Consider the following 17296-nt stretch of genomic DNA (forward strand, 5'->3'; position numbering starts at 1 on the left):
CCCCGGTCGCCGAAGCGGCCGGGGGCTGACGGCGCGACCGGGATCAGCCGGTGGGGCGCTGCATCACGTCCGAGGTGTACTTGACCGACGAAGGCTCGTGCCGCGAGGTGAACGGGCACTTCCAGTCCTCTTCGGTCATCCGCCCGGAGAAGTGGCGGGACGGCATCTGGTACTCGTAGGTGGTGAAGCTCGGGTTGACCGAGCCGTTGTTCGTCGTCTCGCGTTTGCGGATCGCGTCCTGCATCGAGAAGAACTTGTCCCCCAGCAGCATGAACTGCATCAGCGAGTTGAACGCGATCGCCGGCCGGGAGAACCGGCGGCTCGCCCGGGAAGAGCCCGGGTGCATGCCGACGACGAAGAACGAATGACCCGCGACGTGGAAGCCGAAGTTAGGTTCGCCGGGGTCCGAGGTGGCACCCTCGTCGAGGCCGTAGGTGCGGCTGTCGATGTCGTGGATGAGCTGGAGATGGCGCCACAGCAGGCGTTCGTACTCTTCCTCGTCGAGAACCCCGCCGGGTTCCTCGAACGTGGACACGAACGTGCGGAAACTCTTGTCCGACAAGGTGGACCGGATGCCGCGGGCATAGCCGAGCATGTCGCGGTAGTGGGCACGCGCCGACTCCGGGTCCCCCAGCGCCGGGTAGTGGCCGTGGACGATCGAGCCCTTCTTCAACGCCGCGCGAGCGCCGAGGCAGCTGAACTCCGTGGTCTGGATGAACGCTTCGAGCTCCGCTTTCGGGTCGCTCATTTCACTCCGCCTTTCCGGTGCTCCCCGGCCGCGCGCCGCCTGCCGGGAAGCCAGTCGAAGGCGCGCACGGTGACCGGGCGCGCCGGGACGGCCAGCGCGGCCGCGTGGCCGGCGCCGGCGTCCAGTTCCGTGATCGTCCACTCAGGACGGTCGTCGAAGACGACGTCGCCGCCGGTGAGGGTGAACGAGGGGCCCGGCAATCCGGCGAGGCCGGTGCCGTCGACCTTGAGATAGGCCTCCTTGCAGGTCCAGTATCGGAAGAAGGTCAGCGGCTCGCGCACGGCGGCCGCCTCCTCCGGACGCAGCGTCCGCGCGGCCAGGCCGTCGTGGTCGACCTCGCGGACCTCTTCGACGTCCACGCCGACCCGGACGCCGGACGTGACCGCGACCAGCGCCAGCGCACCGGAGCGGGACAGGCTGAACTCGATCCCCGTCTCACCGGCCAGCGCCGGGCGATCGCCGTCGCGCGTGAACCGCAACGACGACGGGGCGACGCCCGGGTAGGAGGCGAGGATGTCGCGCAAAGCGACGTGTGAGGCCAGGAATCGGGCTCGTTCCTCGTCCACCGTGATGGCTGCCGCCCGGCGCAGCTCGTCTTCCGACAGCGCGCCGAGCAGGCCGTAGACGTCGGCCGAGCCCGGGGCGAGCACGCGAGTGAGGGGGATCCGCCACACGTGCGCGTCCCGGCCGGGGCGAAGCCGTTCGCCCAGTGCGCCCGACGGCTGTTTCCAGGCCGAGAACCACTGCGTGGTCATCGGCGCAGTTTCCGCTGGATCACCGCGAGCAGCTCCGGTACGCGCTGTTCGAGGTAGAAGTGCCCGCCCGGGTAGGTGACCATCGTCGAGTCGGCGGCGAGTTCGAGCCACGCCGCGAGTTCGTCCAGATCGGCCCGCGGGTCGCGATCTCCGCCGAACACGGTCAGCGGAACCGGCAACCGCTCCCCCGGCACGTGCCGGTAGGTCTCGTTGACCGCCAGGTCGGCCCGCATCAGCGGCAGGAACATCGCCAGCAGTTCCCGTTCGCGCCGCAGGACGTCCGGCAGCCCGCCGAGGGCGTGGAGTTCGGCGGCGAGCTTCTCGTCCGGCAGGTCCCGTAGCTGGAGCCGGGTGTCGGGCAGCTGCGGCGCCGCCCTTCCCGACACGAACAGGTGCTTCGGCAGTGTGGCGCCGCGTTCGGCGAGCCTGCGGGTGAGCAGGTACGCGGTCAGGGCGCCGACGCTGTGCCCGAAGAACGCGAAATCCCCGGTCAGCGCGTCGCCGAGGCCGTCGATGGCCGCCTCGACCAGGCTTTCGACGTCGGCGTGCGGCGTCTCGCGGCCGCGTTCGGCCCGGCCGGGCAGCTGGACCGGCAGGACGACCAGGTCGCCGACGGCCGCGGTGACCCACTCCCGGTAGACGGCCGCGCTCGCTCCCGCGTGCGGGAAGCAGAACAGCCTGGTCGCGCCGCCCGGCGGGATCCCGCCGGGCAGCCAGGGCCGCGCCGTGATCGGTGCGGTCATCGCAGCTCCATCGTCAGATACGGCGGTGGGGGCTGGATCGTGCTCAGGTCGGATTCCAGGACGAGGCGGTTGTCCTCGCGCGAGATCTCGGAGAACCCCGCGAAGGCGTAGGTCACGTACATGACCCGGTTGCGCCCGGTCTCGACGAAGTCCGCGCGCAGCTTCGCGCCGTCCTCCTTAGCCAGCCCCATAATGTGGTTGAGCAGGACCGTGCCGACGCCGCGCGACATCACGCGGCACGACATCAGCATCATCCGCAGATGCCAGGCCTCCGTGCCGCGTTCGGCCAGCGCGAGACCGATCTTGCCGTAGCCGCCGTACTTGTCCGAAAGGGACGCGACGAGCAGCACGTGATCGGGCGAGGTCCGCAGCTCGTCCAGTTCGTCGTAGGAGTAGGTGCGGCCGGTGGAGTTGAGCTGGTTGGTGCGGACGGTCAGTTCCTCGGCCCGCTGGAGGTCCTCCCGCTGCGCGCGGGCGATCGTGAACTTCATGTCCAAAGTGGACAGGAATTCCTCACTGGTGCCCTCGTGGTCCTGTTCGACCTGCTCCCGTACTGCGGCCGCGCGGTAGAGGTCACGGCGCACCCGCGACTCGTCGGTGACGAACTTGGGCCGGAACTCCTCCGACGCCAGGGTCTCCCCCAGCTTCGCCACGTCGACGGTCTTGACCGTCGGCAGCGCGTGCGCGACCTCTTCCAGTTCGAACGGCTGGTCGTCGACGAACGCGATCGCGTCCAGGCCGATGTTGAGCGCCTTCGCGATCCGTTCCACCGAACCGGATTTGGGGTTCCAGCTGATCTGCGGGTACAGGAAGTACTCGTCGAGACCGGCCGCCTTCAGCCGCGCCATCGCCGCTTCGTGATCGTTGCGGCTGGCCACCGAATGCAGGATGCCCAGCTCGTCGAGCCGCTTGATCTGCGCGACCACCTCGGGGCGCACGGTGACCTCGCCGTCCTCCAGCAGGGTGCCGTCCCACACCGTGTTGTCCAGGTCCCACACCACGCATTTGATGCGGCCCCGCTTGGGTTTCTCCAGTACTGTGCTGTCGCTGATCATCCCGCCACCTCCCGGTACGCCTCGTCCGCGATGGTCAGCTCCTGGATCTGGGTGCTGCCCTCGATGATCTCCATGACTTTCGCGTCGCGGTACAGCCGCGCCACCGGGTAGTCCGGGCCGCAGCCGTTCGCGCCGTGGATCTGGACCGCGTCCGAAGCCGCCGTGGCCGCGGCCGTGGACGCGAAGTACTTGGCCACCCAGGTCGCCATGATGGTCGCCGGGTCGCCCGCGTCCTTGAGCCGTCCGGCCTTCTCGCACAGCAGGCGCGCGGCCTCGCGGGCGGTGACCATTTCGCTGATCTTGGCGCGGATCTGCGGCAGATCCCGCAGCAGCCCGCCACCCGCCGAACGCGCCGAGGTGTAGGCGGCCGACGCGGCCAGCGCCGCCCGCACGATCCCGACCGAACCGCACGCCACGCTGTAGCGCCCGAGGTCGAGCGCGCCGGTCATCACCGTGCCCGCGGCCCAGCCCGGCGGCCCGACCAGCGCGGTCGGGTCGAGCCGGACGTCGTCGAACTCGATGGTCGCCAGCATGCTCGCGGTGGTGCCGAGCATGTGCCGGACCGGGGTCACCCGGACCCCCGGGTGGTCCGAGGGCACCAGGAACGCGCTCATCCCGGTCGCCGTGCCGGCGAACACCAGCAGCAGCCCGGCGACCTGGCCGCCGGTGATCCAGGTCTTGCGTCCCCGCAGGGTCCAGACGCCGTTCTCGGCGACCGCCTCGGTCCCCGCCGCGGTCGAGTCGCTGCCGCTGTGATCCGGTTCGGTCAAACAGAAGGAGCCCAGCGTCGTGCCTTCGGACAGGGCGGGCAGCCAGCGCTCGCGCTGTTCGTCGTCGCCCCAGCGCTGCACCGTCGCGGTCACCATGGTGTGCACGGTGAGCAGGCTCCGCAGCGACGAACACCCGCGGCCGACCTCCTCGTGCAACCGCCCGAGGGTGACCATGTCCAGCCCGGCGCCGCCCGCTTCGGCGGGGAGGAACGGGGCCCACAGTCCCAGCTCCCCCACCCGCCGCAGCACGTCACCGGGGATGTGCTCGGCCCGGTCCCACGCGTCCGCGTGCGGGCCGACCTCCTCGTCGACGAAACGCCCGACCACCTCGACCTCAGGCGTTTCGGGCCGTGTCCTCGCCCTCACGTCGTGCTCTCCGTTCAGTGCGCGGCCGCGGCGGTACGCCGCTCGACCAGCTCGGTCATCCGCGTGACGGTGCGGAAGTTGTCCAGCTTCAGCTCCTCGTTCGGGATCCGCGTGGCGAACGCCTTCTCGATGAACATGACCAGCTCCATCGCGAACAGGGAGTTCACGAAACCCAGTGCGAAGATGTCCTGTTCGTCGGTGAACGACAGGCTGGGGAACTTCGCCCCGATGAAGGCGCGGATCTCGCCGCGGACGTCCTGCGACATGGTGGATGCCTCTCTCGCTTAGGTGGTAAGGCGTGGGTGGCGCGCTGGGTCAAGGTGGTCGTGGGTCAGCCGCTGTAGTTGTAGAAACCCTTGCCGCTCTTGCGGCCGTGCAGGCCGGCCGCGGTCATCTGCTTGAGCAGCGGGCAGGGGCGGTACTTGCTGTCGTTGAACTCGTCGTAGAGCACCTCGACGCTGTACAGGATCGTGTCGACGCCGATCAGGTCGGCGGTCTCGAGCGGGCCCATCGGGTGCCCGAAGCAGCCGCGGAACACCTCGTCGACCGTCTCCGCGTCCGCGACCCCTTCGTGGACGAGGAAAGCGGCCTCGTTGACCGTCAGCATGAGCACGCGGTTGGAGACGAACCCGGAGGCGTCGTTGACCGGGATCGGCTTCTTCCCCATCGACAGCAGCAGCTCGCGCACGATGTCCTTGGTGGACTCGCTGGTGTGGTAGCCGGGGATGAACTCGCACGACGGCTTCATCGGGACGGGGTTCATGAAGTGGACGCCCATCACCTTGTCCTGGCGCCGGGTGAGCGCGGCGACCTTGGTGATCGGGATGGCGGAGGTGTTGACGACGAACACGGTGTCGGCCTTGCAGGCCTCGTCGAGTTTCGGGTAGAGGCGGGACTTGAGGTCCCAGTTCTCGGTGATGTTCTCGATCACCACCTCGGCCTCGGCGAGGAGGTCGAGCTCGGCGCCGAAGGTGATCCGGCCCAGCACCTCGGCCGCGTCGATCTCCGGCCCGCCGAGCATGCGGCTCATCCGGCATTCGAGCTCGATCCGGTCGCGGGCGTCGGCCAGCTTGCCGGGGTCGACGTCGATGAGCACGGCCTCGTGCCCGCTGGTGGCGAGATTCTGCGCGACCCCGGTGCCCATCACACCGGCGCCGACGACTCCGACGAGGGTCATCGTTCCTCCTTGGCTGCGTTGCTCGTGGTCAGGTCCAGCACGCCGTCGAGCCGGCCGTGGGCGGCCCGCACCGCGTCGGCGCCGCCGGGGTGCTCTTCGGCGAACACGACGGTCGCGTCCAGCTCGGCGCCCAGCCGGGCGGCCAGGTCCCGGGCGGTGACGTCGAGTTCGCCTTCGATCAGGTAGACCGGCCGGGTCGACCGGGCGCCGAGGGCGACGTCGGCGGCGGCTTCGGTCGGCTCGATCCAGTAGCGGTCGCGCTGGAACGGATAACCGGGCAACGTGGTCTTCCGCGGGTCACGGCCGTCGTGATAGGCCCGCCAGTCGATGTCCGCCCCGGACAGCCAGGCCCGGCCGAGCGCTTCGGTGAGCACGGCCGTGTCCTGGCGGGGGTCGGCCTCGCCGGGCAGGGTGGGTACCAGCAGCGACCACGAAGTCTGGGGGAAATCGGGGTGGCCGCGGAACATCGAGCCGAGCGACTGCCCGGCTCCCAGTTCCAGCAACACGGTATCCGGGGAAGTACTGGCAAGATGCTCGATCATCGCGGCGAACCGCACGGGACGGCACATGTGCTCGGCCCAGTAACCGGGATCGTTGAGCTGCTTCGCGGTGATCGGCGCGCCGGTGACGTTGGACAGGTACGGCACTTCCGGTTCGCGCGGCGTGAGGTTCTTCCGCGCCCACGCGGTCAGTTCGGCGGCGGCCGGGCGCAGGGCCCGTGAGTGGAAGGCGTGCGTCGTGCGCAGCGGCCGGGCGGGGACGCCGTGTTCGGCGAGCGCGGCGGCCAGCTTCCCGACACCGTCGCCCGCGCCGGACACGACGATCATCCGCGGCCCGTTCACCGCGGCGACGTCGACCCCGAACGCGGTCACGTCGCCCACCAGCGCGGTGAGTTCTTGAGCGCCCAGTGGGATCGCGGCCATCGAGCCTTCGGGCAGCTTTTCGATCAGCTTGGCGCGGAAAGCCACCAAAGCGGTGGCCTCCTCCAGCGTGAGCGCGCCCGCGAGCGCCGCGGCGGCGAACTCGCCGACGCTGTACCCGGCGAGCACGGACGGTTGGAGACCCCAAGCGCGCAGGAGACGCCCGAGCGCGTAGCCGAGGGTGAACACGGCGGGCTGGGTGACGGACGGCGACGCGTCCTCGGCGTCGGCGGCGCGGCCCAGCAGTCGGGCCACGTCGCCGCCGTCGGAACCGCGGTCACCGTGCAGGCTCGCCGTCGGGTCGGTGCCGAGGTGGGTCTTGAACAGCGCGGCGCATTCGTCGACGGCGGCCTTGAACTCGGGCTCGCTGTCGTACAGCCCGCCGGCCATGCCGCGGTACTGCTCGCCGACCCCGGCCAGCAGGAAACCGGCCTTCCGCGGCTTCGAGTCCGCCTCGGCGGCCACGCGGGTCTCGGACGAGAACGCTTCGGCGGCGTCGTCCACAGAGGACGCGACCGTCATGCGCCGGTGCTCGAACGCCTTGCGTCCGTTGTGCAGCGTGTAGGCGACGTCGGCGAGATCCGTCCACTCAGGACGGTCCGCGGCGAGCCTGCCGGTCATCGCGTCGGCCGCCTCGGGGGTCCGCGCGGACCAGGCGAGCAGCTGATGCGGCCGGGCGGCCGGACGCTCCGGGCAGTCCTCCGGCGCTTCCTCGATGACGACGTGGGCGTCGGTGCCGCCGAACCCATATGCGCTGACCCCGGCCAGCCGGGGCCGCTCGCCGCGTGGCCACTCGCCCAGTTCCGTCTGCACGACGAGCTTGTCGCCGCTGTGGGCCAGCTGAGGGTTGGGCTTCTCGAAGTTGACCGCGGGCGGGAGTTTCTCGTGGTGCAGCGCCAGCGCGGCCTTGATCAGCCGGGCGATGCCGCCCGCCTGGTTGATGTGCCCGAGGTTCGCGTCGATCGAGCCGAGCGTGATCCGCTCGACGTCGTCGACGTCGAAGATCTTCTGCAGGGCCGAGATCTCGGCGACGTCGCCGAACGGAGTGCCCAAAGTGGACACTTCGATGTGGTCGATCTCGCCGGGTTCGACGTCGGCGGCGGCCATCGCCTCGGCGACGACGGCGGCCTGACCGGGTACGCCCGGAAGGTTGAATCCCTGCCGCGCGCGGTTGCCCTCGTGGTGGATGGCCCAGCCGCGGATCACCGCGTACACCCGGTCGCCGTCGGCGAGCGCGTCCTCCAGCCGCCGCAGCACGACGACGCCGAGACCGTTGCCGGGGACCTTGCCGTTGGCTCCCGCGTCGAGGATCCGGTTGATCCCGTCGGGCGCGAACCGGCTGCCCTCGCGGTAGAGGTAGCCCGGTTCCTGGGGCACGACAACGGAAACCGAGCCGGAGACCACGAGGTCGGACTCGCCGGTGAGCAGGCTGGAGCAGCCCTGCGCGACGGCGGCGAGCGCGGTCGAGCTGCAGCTCTGGACGCTGACGGACGGACCGGTCAGGTCGAGCGCGTACGACAGCCTGGACGCGATCAGGTCCTTCTCGTTCTGCAGGATCAGCTGATCCGGTCCGACGGTCAGCGCGGTGACGTCGTTGGACAGCAGGTTCGACAGCAGGTAGGTGCTCGGGGCGCCGCCCGCGAACACCCCGGCGAGACCCTCGATCCGGTCCGGGTCGACGCCCGCGTCCTCCAGCGCGTGCCACGCGCATTCGAGGAACAGCCGGTGCTGCGGGTCGAGCAGTTCGGCGTCGGTCCGGTTGTAGCCGAAGAAGCCGGCGTCGAAACGGTCGATCCCGGGCAGGAGGCCCGCGGCGGGGACGAACGCGGGGTCGTCGGCCACTTCGGCCGGGACGCCCGCGGCGAGCAGTTCGGCGCGGGTCATCCGGGTGATGCCGTCGCGGCCGGCGCACAGGTCGGCCCAGAACTTGCCGATGTCGGGCGCGCCGGGGAAGTTCCCGGCCATGCCGACGATCGCGATGTCGTCGCCGGTGTCCCGTTCTCGCGTGGTCATGGGGTGGTTCACCTTCCGGTCCGGCTCGGGCGCTTGCGGAGCTTCGCGGTGCGGGCGCGGCGGCGTTCGCCGCGGGCGGAGACGTCTTCGGCGACGCCGGCGGGCTCGGCGGCCGCCGGGGACTGTTCGCCGAGGAGCGTGACGAATTCGGCGATGGTCGGTTTCTCGAACAGGCTCGCCGGGGCCAGTTCGACGCCGAACTCCTTGGCGACGCGGCCGATCAGCACCAGGCCGATCAGCGAAGTGCCGCCGAGGTCGAAGAACGGGTCGTGCACGCCGACCTCTTCCAGGCCGAGGCAATCGCACCAGGCGGCGGCGACGCGCACCTCCGCCGGGGTGCGCGGGGCGACGTACGCGGTGCGCAGGTCGGGGCGCGGGTACCGCTCCCCGGTGGGGATCGCGGCGTCGGCGCCGACCAGCGCGTCGACCGAACCCATCCGGGCGAGCGCGGCCAGCACGTCGGTCAGCGGCAGCGGCAGCACGGTCACCAGCGGCTCGCCGGAAGCGACGATCCGCGACAGCAGTTCGGTGCCTTCCTCGGCGCCGATGCCGAACTCCTCGCGGAACTTGCGGGAACCCTCCTGCGCTTCGGCGGAGCCCGAGAGCCCGGACGCCGTCCAGGCGTCCAGTTGCCAGGGCCCCCACGCGACCGAAACGACCTGCTTGGCCGGGCCGCGCCCGCCCGCCGAGGCCGAAGCGACCCCGTCGAGGAAGGCGTTGGCCGCCGAGTAGTCGATCTCGCCGACGCCGACGGTGAGCGTCACCGTCGAGGAGTACAGGACCAGCAGGTCGACCGGTTCGACGCGCAGCGCCTCGGTCAGGGCGAGGGTGCCGTCGATCTTCGGCGCCAGCACCGCGGCCGCCTGCTCGCGGGTCTTGTTCTGCAGCAGGCCGCCGCCGGCGATCCCGGCGGCGTGCACGACGCCGTCGAGGTAGCCGAAGTAGCCGCGGACCTCGGCCAGCAGCGCGGCGGCCTCGCCGGGGGCGCTGACGTCGGCGCGCAGCGTCAGGACGTCGGCGCCGAGGGCGCGCAGATCCCGGACCGCCAGCAGCACTTCGCTGGTGCGGTCGTCGACGCCGTGGTCGGAGATCCAGTCGTCCCAGGTCTCCTCCGGCGGCAGCTCGGACCGGCCCGCCAGCGCGAGGTTCACGCCCAGCGGCGCGAGCCGCTTGGCCAGCGCGAGGCCGAGGACGCCGAGCCCACCGGTGATCAGGTAGGTCCCGCCGGGCTTCCAGGCCAGCACGTCGTCGGTCTCCGGCAGCTCGACGACGTCGAAGCCACGCAGCCAGCGTCGTCCGCCTCGCCAGGCGGCGACGGCGACGCCGTCGACGGTGTCCACTGTGGACGCCGCGAGCAGGTCGAGCTCGTGCGTGGCCTGGGCGATCTTGTCGCCGGTGCGGTCGAAGTCCGCGTACTGCGCGTGGACCATCGGGTACTCGGCGGCGATCGCGTCGGACGTGGCGGCGATGGTCGGGGCGAAGGCGTCGGTGGCGTCCCCGCCGAGGACGTCGAAGCCGTTGTGTCCCAAGGTGAGCAGGTCGACGCGGCGCCCGGCGCATTCGGCACCGATCGCCTTGCCGAGTTCCAGGAGGCTGTAGAAGCCGGTTTCGACGCCGCTCGCGGTGAGCCCGAGGGCGTGCACGATCCGCAGCGGGCCGTCCCCGGCGAGCACCTGACGGTCCATGTCGGAAGCGACCGTGACGCGGTGCCCGGCCGCTTCGGCCGCCGCGGCGAAACCGTCGGCGAACGGGCCCGGCTCGGCGAACAGGACCAGGTCGCCCGGTGTCGCGGGCACCCGGCGCGTGCCGTCCCGGCGCCACGTCGGCGTGTGCGCGGCCAGCCCGTCGCGGACCGGCGTCTCCGGCCGCGGCTCACCGGCGGACATCTGCGACAGCGACCAGCCGCCACCGCGAGAAGCGACCTCCGGCCAGTAACGAGTGCGCTGGAAGCGGTAGCCGGGAAGGGAGACGAACCGGCGGTCCGGTCCGGCGCCGTCCGCCCAGCCGATCTGGACGCCGTGCTCCCAGAGCGCGCCGAGCGCGGTCAGCCAGGACTGTCGTCCGGTACCGGCTACCGGCTCAGGCAGCAGCGAGACCACCGGCGTCTGCGGCAGGTAACGGCCGGCCGCCTCGGCGCCCTCGTCGCCGAGTCCGGCTTCGACCAGGACCCCGGCGTACTTGGCCAGCGCCAGCAGGCCGTCTTCGAAGCGGTCGTCCGCGATCCGCCAGTGCGCCGGATCGGCGGCCTCGGCGGCGGTGAGCACCGTGCCCGTGCGGGGAGAGATCACCGGCACCGTCGGGGTTCCCGCCTGCGGAACGGATCCGCCGAGCGCGAGTTCGAGGCCTTCGGCGAGACCGAACAGCCCGCCCGCGACGGCGGCGGCACATTCGCCGGTCCCGCGTCCGAGCACCACGGCCGGTTCGAGGCCCCACGCGGCCAGCAGCCGGGTGAAGGCGTACTCGACGGCGAAGACCACGGCCCGTTCGTCGGCCTCGGCCGTGCCGTAGAGCGCGCCGAGCAGGTCGGCACGGCCGTCCAGCAAGGCGGCGCATTCGTCGATCGCGGCGCGGAACGCGAGTTCGGTGCGGTACAGCTCGTCGGTCGTGTTCTGCCAGGCGCCGCGCGTGCCGGGCAGTAGGAGACCGAAGCGCCGCTTGTCGGTGACGGCCGAGCCGCCGGTGACCGCGCGCAGGGCCGTGACGGCGTCGGTGTGGTCGCGCACCAGCACGGCCTTGCGGAGCGGAAGGGCGCTGCGCCCGGCCTGGGTGGTGAAGGCGACGTCGGCCAGTTCTCCGGTCAGGTTCTCGGCCAGAGCCTCGGCGTTGGCGCGCAGACCGGCTTCGCTCTGCCCGGACACCGTGAGCAGCTGCCATTCGACGCCCGGGGTGGCCGCCGGGGCGGGTTCGGCCTGGTCGAGAACGAAGTGCACGTTGGACCCGGACCAGCCGAACGAACTGACGCCCGCGCGCAGCACCCCGGCGGCGTTGGCCGGGAAAGGCCGGGCCTCGGGGACCGGGCGGACCGTGCCGTCCACGGTGACCACCGAGTTCGGCGTACTCATGTGCAGGTTGCCCGGCAGAGTGCCGTTTTCCAGCGACAGCACGGTTTTGATCAGCCCGGCCATGCCCGCCGCGGCGAGGGTGTGGCCGACGTTGGTCTTGACCGCGCCGACGTACAGCGGCTCGGGCGCGTTCCGCTCACCGAAGATCTCGCCGAGCGCGGTGAACTCGATCGCGTCGCCGAGCTGCGTGCCGGAACCGTGCGCCTCGACGTAACCGATCTCGTCGGGACTGACCCCGGCGTCGGCGAGCGCCGCGCGGATGACCGCGTTCTGCGCCGCGCGGTTGGGCGCGGTGAGCCCGTTGCTGCGCCCGTCCTGGTTGGTCGCGGTGCCGCGGATGACCGCACGCGTCCGCTGGGCCTGGCCGACCTCGCCCGCCCGGCGGAGCACGACGACGCCGCCGCCCTCGCCGATGACGTAGCCGTCGGCGCTCTCGTCGAAGGTCTTGGTGCGGCCGTCGGCGGCCAGCATGCTCATCTTGCAGGACTGGATGAAGACGTCCGGGTTGATCATCGCCGACGCGGCACCGACGATCGCGATGTCGCATTCACCGCGGCGGAGGCTCTGCACCGCCAGATGCGCCGCGCTCAGCGCCGACGAGCAGGCGGTGTCCACGGTCAGGCAGGGGCCGCGCAGGTCGAGCAGATGCGCGATGCGCCCGGCGGCGGCGGAAAGCGAGCTGCCGAGCCCGAAGTAGGGGTCGTCGGCCGCGTCCATGCCGTCGGCTTCGAGCTGCCGCATGCTGTACTGCATGGTGTCGATCAGCCCGGCGAACACGCCGGTGCGGCTGCCGCGCAGTTCGTCGGCGGTGAGCCCGGCGTCTTCGATGCCTTCCCAGACCAGCTCCATGAGCAACCGGAAGGTCGGGTCGAGCCGCCGCGCCTCCTGCGGCGACAGGCCGAAGAACGCCGCGTCCCAGCCCGCGATGTCGTCGACGAACGCGCCCTGCTGCGTGTACGCCTTGCCCGGCGCGGTGCGGTCGGGGTCGTAGTAGTCGGCGGCGGTCCAGCGGTCCGGCGGGACCTCACGGACCAGATCCTTGCCCTGGACCAGGTTCTGCCAGAACTTCTCCGGGGTGTCGCTGCCGCCGGCGAAGCGGCAGGAGAGGCCGACGACGGCGACGTCCTGGCCCGCGGCGGCCGGTCCGGCGGTGACGACCCGCGTCTCCTCGGCGGCCGGGGTGAGCGCGGCCAGCAGATGCGCGGCGAGCGCGGCCGGGGTCGCGTGGTCGAACACCATCGTCGGCGGGAGCGCCAGCCCGGTCTCGGTGTTGATCCGGCCGCGCAGCTCGATCGCGGTGAGCGAATCGATGCCCAGTTTGGTGAACTGCTGCCCGGCCGGGACGCCGTCGGTGTGCCCGAGCACGGCCGCGGTGTGGGTCAGGACCAGTTCGGTGACGACGCGTTCGCGTTCGGCCTCGGGCAGTCCGGCGAGACGGGTCCGCCACGCGTCGGCGGCTTCCGCGCCCTCGGCGGCCTGAGCGGCTTCGGCCTCGGCGATGGCGACGACCTCGGGCAGGTCGGCCAGCAGCGGGCTCGGCCGCAGCGCCGCGAACGGCGGGGCGAACTTCTCCCAGGTCAGTTCGGCGACGGTCAGCGCGGTCTCGTCGCGGTCCAGCGCCTGGCCGAGCGCGACCAGACCGGTCTCCGGCGCCATGGCCGGAACGCCGAGCCCGCTGAGCAATTCGTCGAGGTCCGCGCCGACACCCATGCCGACACGACCCCAGCGGCCCCACGCGATCGACGTCGCGGGCAGGCCGTTCGCCCGGCGACGCTGCGCGACGGCTTCGAGGTACGCGTTCGAGGCGCCGTAAGCGCTCTGGACCGCGTTGCCGATCGAAGCGGCGATCGAGGAGAACAGGACGAAGGCGTCGAGGTCGAGTCCCTCGGTCAGTTCTTCGAGGTTGCGCGTCCCGGCGACCTTGGGGCGCAGGACATCGGCGTAGCGCGTGCGGTCCATCGTCTCGATGAGGCCGAGTTCGAGGACGCCGGCGAGGTGGAAGACCGAGCGGAGGTCGTCACGGATCGGCTCGATGACGGCCGCGAGGGCGTCCTTGTCGGCGACGTCGCAGGCGGCGATGGTGACGCGATCGCCTGCCAGCTCGGCGGCGCCGGGCGCGTCTTGTCCTTGGCGGGACACGAGGACGACGTGGTCGGCGCCGTTTTCGACGAGCCAGCGGGCGACGATCCCGCCGAGACCACCGGTACCGCCGGTGACGAGCACGGTGCCGCTCGGCCGCCAGGACCGCTTGGGCTCGACGGTTTCGGCGTGGGCGAGGCGCCTGCCGAAGGCGCCGGTGGCCCGGACGGCGACCTGGTCCTCACCGCGAGGACCGGTGACGACGCCGCGCAAGAGCGACACGGTCCGCTCCCCCGGCTCGGCCGGGACGTCGACGAGGCCGCCCCACGCCTGCGGGTTCTCCAACGCGGCCGCGCGGCCGAAGCCCCACAGCTGAGCCTGGGCGGGCGAATCGGGGGCGTCGTGGGCGCCGGTCGAGACCGCGCCGCGGGTGAGCGTCCACAGTGGACCTTGGGAGTCGCGGGCGGCCAGCTCGCGGACCAGCGACATGATGGCTTCGGCGCCGAAGGACAGGCCGTCGCTCTCGGTCTCGTCGAGGGCCAGCAGGGACAGGATTCCGTCGAAGGACTCGTCAGGCAGGTCTACGCGATCGGGGTGCTCGACGACGAGGCGCCGCACCTCGGCACCGGACAAGGTCTCAAGAGCGGCCTCGATCCACGGGTGTTCCTGAGCCGAGGTGACGAGCAGCCAGCGTCCGGTCGCCGTGGTCGTCGCGGGGGTGAAGGGCTGCCAGCGGACGTGGTACGCCAGCGACGTCGCTTCGGCCGCCAGCGACCGGGCGCGGCGATACCGAGACAGCGCGGGCAGAACCGTGCCGAGCGGTGCTTCGACGTCGGACAGCTTCAGCTCGGCGGCGAACTCGCCGACGTCGCCGGACTCGACGACCGACCAGAACCGGCCGTCCTCGGCGGCGACCACGTCCGCGCCCGGGTCCTCCAACCAGAAACGCTTGCGCTGGAACGGATACGTCGGCAGCGTGACGACGCGAGCGCCGCTGCCGCCGAGGTACGCGGACCAGTCGACGCGGGCGCCGTGGGCGTGGATCAGGCCCAGCGCGGTGACGAGCGTGACGGCCTGGTCACGGTCCTTGCGCTGAGCCGCGGCGAAGACCGCGCCGTCGGGGAGGACCGAGCGGCCCATCGGGGTGAGGGCGGCGTCCGGGCCGAGTTCGAGGAAGGTCGTGACGCCTTGGCCATGCAGGGTTTCCACCGCGTCGGCGAACCGGACGGTGCCGCGGACGTGCTCGGCCCAGTACTCCGGATCGGTGAGCCGGTCGGCGAGCTCGCCGGTCAGCGTCGAGACGACCGGGATCATGGGCTCGCGGTAGGTCAGGGTCCGCGCCACAGTGGCGAACTCGGCGAGCATCGGCTCCATCAGCGCCGAGTGGAAGGCGTGGGAGACCGACAGGCGAGTCGTGCGGCGGCCCGGAAAGCGTTCCGCGACAGCGGTCGTCGCGGCTTCGGCGCCGGACAGGACGACCGCGCGCGGACCGTTAACCGCCGCGAGCGCGACGTCGGCGGAAAGGTACGGGCGGACCTCGTCCTCGGTCGCCTCCAGCGCGATCATCGCGCCGCCCTCGGGCAGTGCCTGCATCAGCCGGCCGCGGGCCAGGACCAGTTTCGCCGCGTCCTCCAGGGAAAGCACCCCGGCGACGTGCGCGGCCGCGATCTCGCCGACCGAGTGCCCGGCGAGGAAGTCCGGACCGGCACCCCAGGAGGTGACGAGCCGGAACAGCGCGACCTCGAACGCGAACAGCGCGGGCTGGGCGAACTCGGTGCGGTCGAGCCGGGCGGCGTCAGCGCCGAACACAACGTCCCGCACGCCGGGAAGGTGCGCGCAGGCCTCGTCGAAGGCCTCGGCGAACGCCGGGAAGCACTCGTGGAGACGGCGGCCCATGCCGAGTCGCTGCGAACCCTGGCCGGTGAACAGCACGGCCAGGCGCCCGGCGGTGTCGCTGCCGGTGACCGTGCCCGCTTCGCCGCCCGCGAGAGCGCGGAGACCGGCGGCCAGTTCGGTGCGGTCCGCGCCGGTGACGACCGCGCGGTGCTCCATCCCGGCGCGAGTCGTGGCGAGGGAGAGCGCGACGTCGACCGGCTCGGCGCCGGATTCGTCCACAGTGGACAACAAGGCGGCGGCCTGTGCGCGGACGGCGGCGGGCGAAGCACCGGACAGCACGTACGGAACCACCGGAGGCGCCGCGATCTCCCTGGCGGGAGCAGCTTCTTCCGACGGCTGCTCCAGGATCACATGCGCGTTGGTGCCGCTGATCCCGAACGACGACACCCCCGCGCGACGCGGCCGGTCCGTCGCCGCCCACGGGCGGGCCTTGCCGAGCAGTTCCACCGACCCGGCGGACCAGTCGACATGCGGGGACGGCGCGTCGACGTGCAGGGTCGCGGGCAGGGTGGCGTGCCGCATCGCCTCGACCAGTTTGACGATGCCGGCGAGTCCGGCGGCGGCCTGGGTGTGGCCGATGTTCGACTTCACCGAGCCGAGCCACAGCGGCGTTTCCCGGTCCCGGCCGTAGGTGGCGAGCAGGGCCTGCGCCTCGATCGGGTCGCCCAGCGCGGTCCCGGTGCCGTGCGCCTCGACGACGTCCACAGTGGACGCCTCGACCCCGGCGTTGGCGAGCGCGGCGCGGATGACGCGTTGCTGCGACGGGCCGTTCGGGGCGGTCAGACCGCTGGACGCGCCGTCGGAGTTGACCGCGCTGCCTCGGACGAGCGCGAGGATCGGGTGCCCGTTGCGGCGGGCGTCGGAAAGGCGTTCCAGCACCAGCATCCCGGCGCCCTCGGCCCAGTTCGTGCCGTCGGCGGCGGACGCGAACGGCTTGCAGCGCCCGTCCGGCGCGAGCCCCCGCTGCCGCGAGAACTCGACGAACGCGCCCGGGGTCGCCATCACCGTGACGCCGCCTGCCAAGGCCAGCGTGCACTCCCCCGACCGCAGCGCGCGAGCGGCGAGGTGGACCGCGACCAGTGAGGACGAGCACGCCGTGTCGATCGACACCGACGGCCCTTCTAGGCCGAGCGCGTAGGAGACGCGGCCGGACACCACACTGCCGGAGGTGCCGATGCCGAGGTAGCCCTCGTGTTCCTCGGGCAGCGCGGTCAGCCGCGACGCGTAGTCGGTGAACCCGACGCCCGCGAACACGCCGGTGGCGCTGCCCTTGAGCGAAAGCGGATCGATCCCGGCCCGCTCGACGGCCTCCCACGCGGTCTCCAGCAGCAGGCGCTGCTGTGGATCGGTCGCCTCCGCCTCCCGGGGCGAGATGCCGAACAGCTCGTTGTCGAACTCCGCGGCGTCGTGCAGGAAGCCGCCTTCGCGGACGTAGCTGGTGCCGGGGACGGACGGGTCGAGGTCGTGGATCGCGTCGGTGTCCCAGCCGCGGTCGGCGGGGAACGGCGAGATCGCGTCCCCGCCGCCGTCGATGAGTTCCCACAGCTGTTCCGGGGTGCGGACGCCGCCGGGGAACCGGCAGCTCATCGCGACGATCGCGATGGGCTCGGTCTCCTTGTCCCGCGCGTCCGCCAGCTCGCGGCGGCTCTCACGCAGGTCGGCCGCCATCCGCTTGAGGTAGTCGACGTACTGCTCTTCCGAAGGCATGTCAC

General features: G+C 71.8%; 9 protein-coding genes. All 9 read right to left on the minus strand.

All coding sequences use genetic code 11. The features are described from left to right. Nucleotides 1-43: 43 nt before the first annotated feature. A complete protein-coding gene (gene gntA / locus AB0N89_RS05330; RefSeq protein ID WP_005152883.1) occupies nt 44-748 on the minus strand; it encodes a guanitoxin biosynthesis heme-dependent pre-guanitoxin N-hydroxylase GntA in 705 nt (234 codons plus the stop codon). After that, a complete protein-coding gene (locus tag AB0N89_RS05335; protein ID WP_364200423.1) occupies nt 745-1503 on the minus strand; it encodes a 4'-phosphopantetheinyl transferase superfamily protein in 759 nt (252 codons plus the stop codon). Before AB0N89_RS05335 ends, gntA begins: the two co-directional genes overlap by 4 nt. Next, complete coding sequence (locus AB0N89_RS05340) at nt 1500-2246, minus strand: thioesterase domain-containing protein (protein ID WP_364200425.1); 747 nt, start codon at nt 2244-2246, stop codon at nt 1500-1502. The genes AB0N89_RS05335 and AB0N89_RS05340 overlap by 4 nt, the downstream gene beginning before the upstream one ends. Continuing rightward, on the minus strand, nt 2243-3301 hold the full coding sequence (locus tag AB0N89_RS05345) for an HAD-IIIC family phosphatase (protein ID WP_364200427.1): 1059 nt from the start codon (nt 3299-3301) through the stop codon (nt 2243-2245). The genes AB0N89_RS05340 and AB0N89_RS05345 overlap by 4 nt, the downstream gene beginning before the upstream one ends. Continuing rightward, nucleotides 3298-4437 carry an acyl-CoA dehydrogenase family protein gene (locus tag AB0N89_RS05350; RefSeq protein WP_364200429.1) on the minus strand — a complete coding sequence of 380 codons (1140 nt, stop codon included), beginning with the start codon at nt 4435-4437 and terminating at the stop codon, nt 3298-3300. The genes AB0N89_RS05345 and AB0N89_RS05350 overlap by 4 nt, the downstream gene beginning before the upstream one ends. A gap of 14 nt (nt 4438-4451) precedes the next feature. After that, a complete protein-coding gene (locus AB0N89_RS05355) occupies nt 4452-4703 on the minus strand; it encodes an acyl carrier protein (RefSeq protein ID WP_005152895.1) in 252 nt (83 codons plus the stop codon). Between the two features lie 65 nt (nt 4704-4768). Continuing rightward, nucleotides 4769-5614: a 3-hydroxyacyl-CoA dehydrogenase NAD-binding domain-containing protein gene (locus AB0N89_RS05360; protein ID WP_364200431.1), complete on the minus strand. Its 846-nt coding sequence runs from the start codon at nt 5612-5614 to the stop codon at nt 4769-4771. Further along, complete coding sequence (locus AB0N89_RS05365) at nt 5611-8547, minus strand: type I polyketide synthase (protein ID WP_364200433.1); 2937 nt, start codon at nt 8545-8547, stop codon at nt 5611-5613. The genes AB0N89_RS05360 and AB0N89_RS05365 overlap by 4 nt, the downstream gene beginning before the upstream one ends. Nucleotides 8548-8555: 8 nt before the next feature. Next, nucleotides 8556-17291 carry a type I polyketide synthase gene (locus AB0N89_RS05370; protein ID WP_364200434.1) on the minus strand — a complete coding sequence of 2912 codons (8736 nt, stop codon included), beginning with the start codon at nt 17289-17291 and terminating at the stop codon, nt 8556-8558. Nucleotides 17292-17296 lie beyond the last annotated feature (5 nt).

This window comes from Amycolatopsis sp. NPDC089917 (genome assembly GCF_040684635.1).
In the GTDB taxonomy this organism is placed as follows: domain Bacteria; phylum Actinomycetota; class Actinomycetes; order Mycobacteriales; family Pseudonocardiaceae; genus Amycolatopsis.

Excerpts from the sequence above, each read along its gene's own strand:
- AB0N89_RS05335 (WP_364200423.1), bottom strand. The coding sequence starts at position 1,503 with ATGACCACGCAGTGGTTCTCGGCCTGGAAACAGCCGTCGGGCGCACTG.
- AB0N89_RS05340 (WP_364200425.1), bottom strand. The coding sequence starts at position 2,246 with ATGACCGCACCGATCACGGCGCGGCCCTGGCTGCCCGGCGGGATCCCG.
- AB0N89_RS05360 (WP_364200431.1), bottom strand. The coding sequence starts at position 5,614 with ATGACCCTCGTCGGAGTCGTCGGCGCCGGTGTGATGGGCACCGGGGTC.
- gntA (WP_005152883.1), bottom strand. The coding sequence starts at position 748 with ATGAGCGACCCGAAAGCGGAGCTCGAAGCGTTCATCCAGACCACGGAG.
- AB0N89_RS05365 (WP_364200433.1), bottom strand. The coding sequence starts at position 8,547 with ATGACCACGCGAGAACGGGACACCGGCGACGACATCGCGATCGTCGGC.
- AB0N89_RS05370 (WP_364200434.1), bottom strand. The coding sequence starts at position 17,291 with ATGCCTTCGGAAGAGCAGTACGTCGACTACCTCAAGCGGATGGCGGCC.
- AB0N89_RS05355 (WP_005152895.1), bottom strand. The coding sequence starts at position 4,703 with ATGTCGCAGGACGTCCGCGGCGAGATCCGCGCCTTCATCGGGGCGAAG.
- AB0N89_RS05345 (WP_364200427.1), bottom strand. The coding sequence starts at position 3,301 with ATGATCAGCGACAGCACAGTACTGGAGAAACCCAAGCGGGGCCGCATC.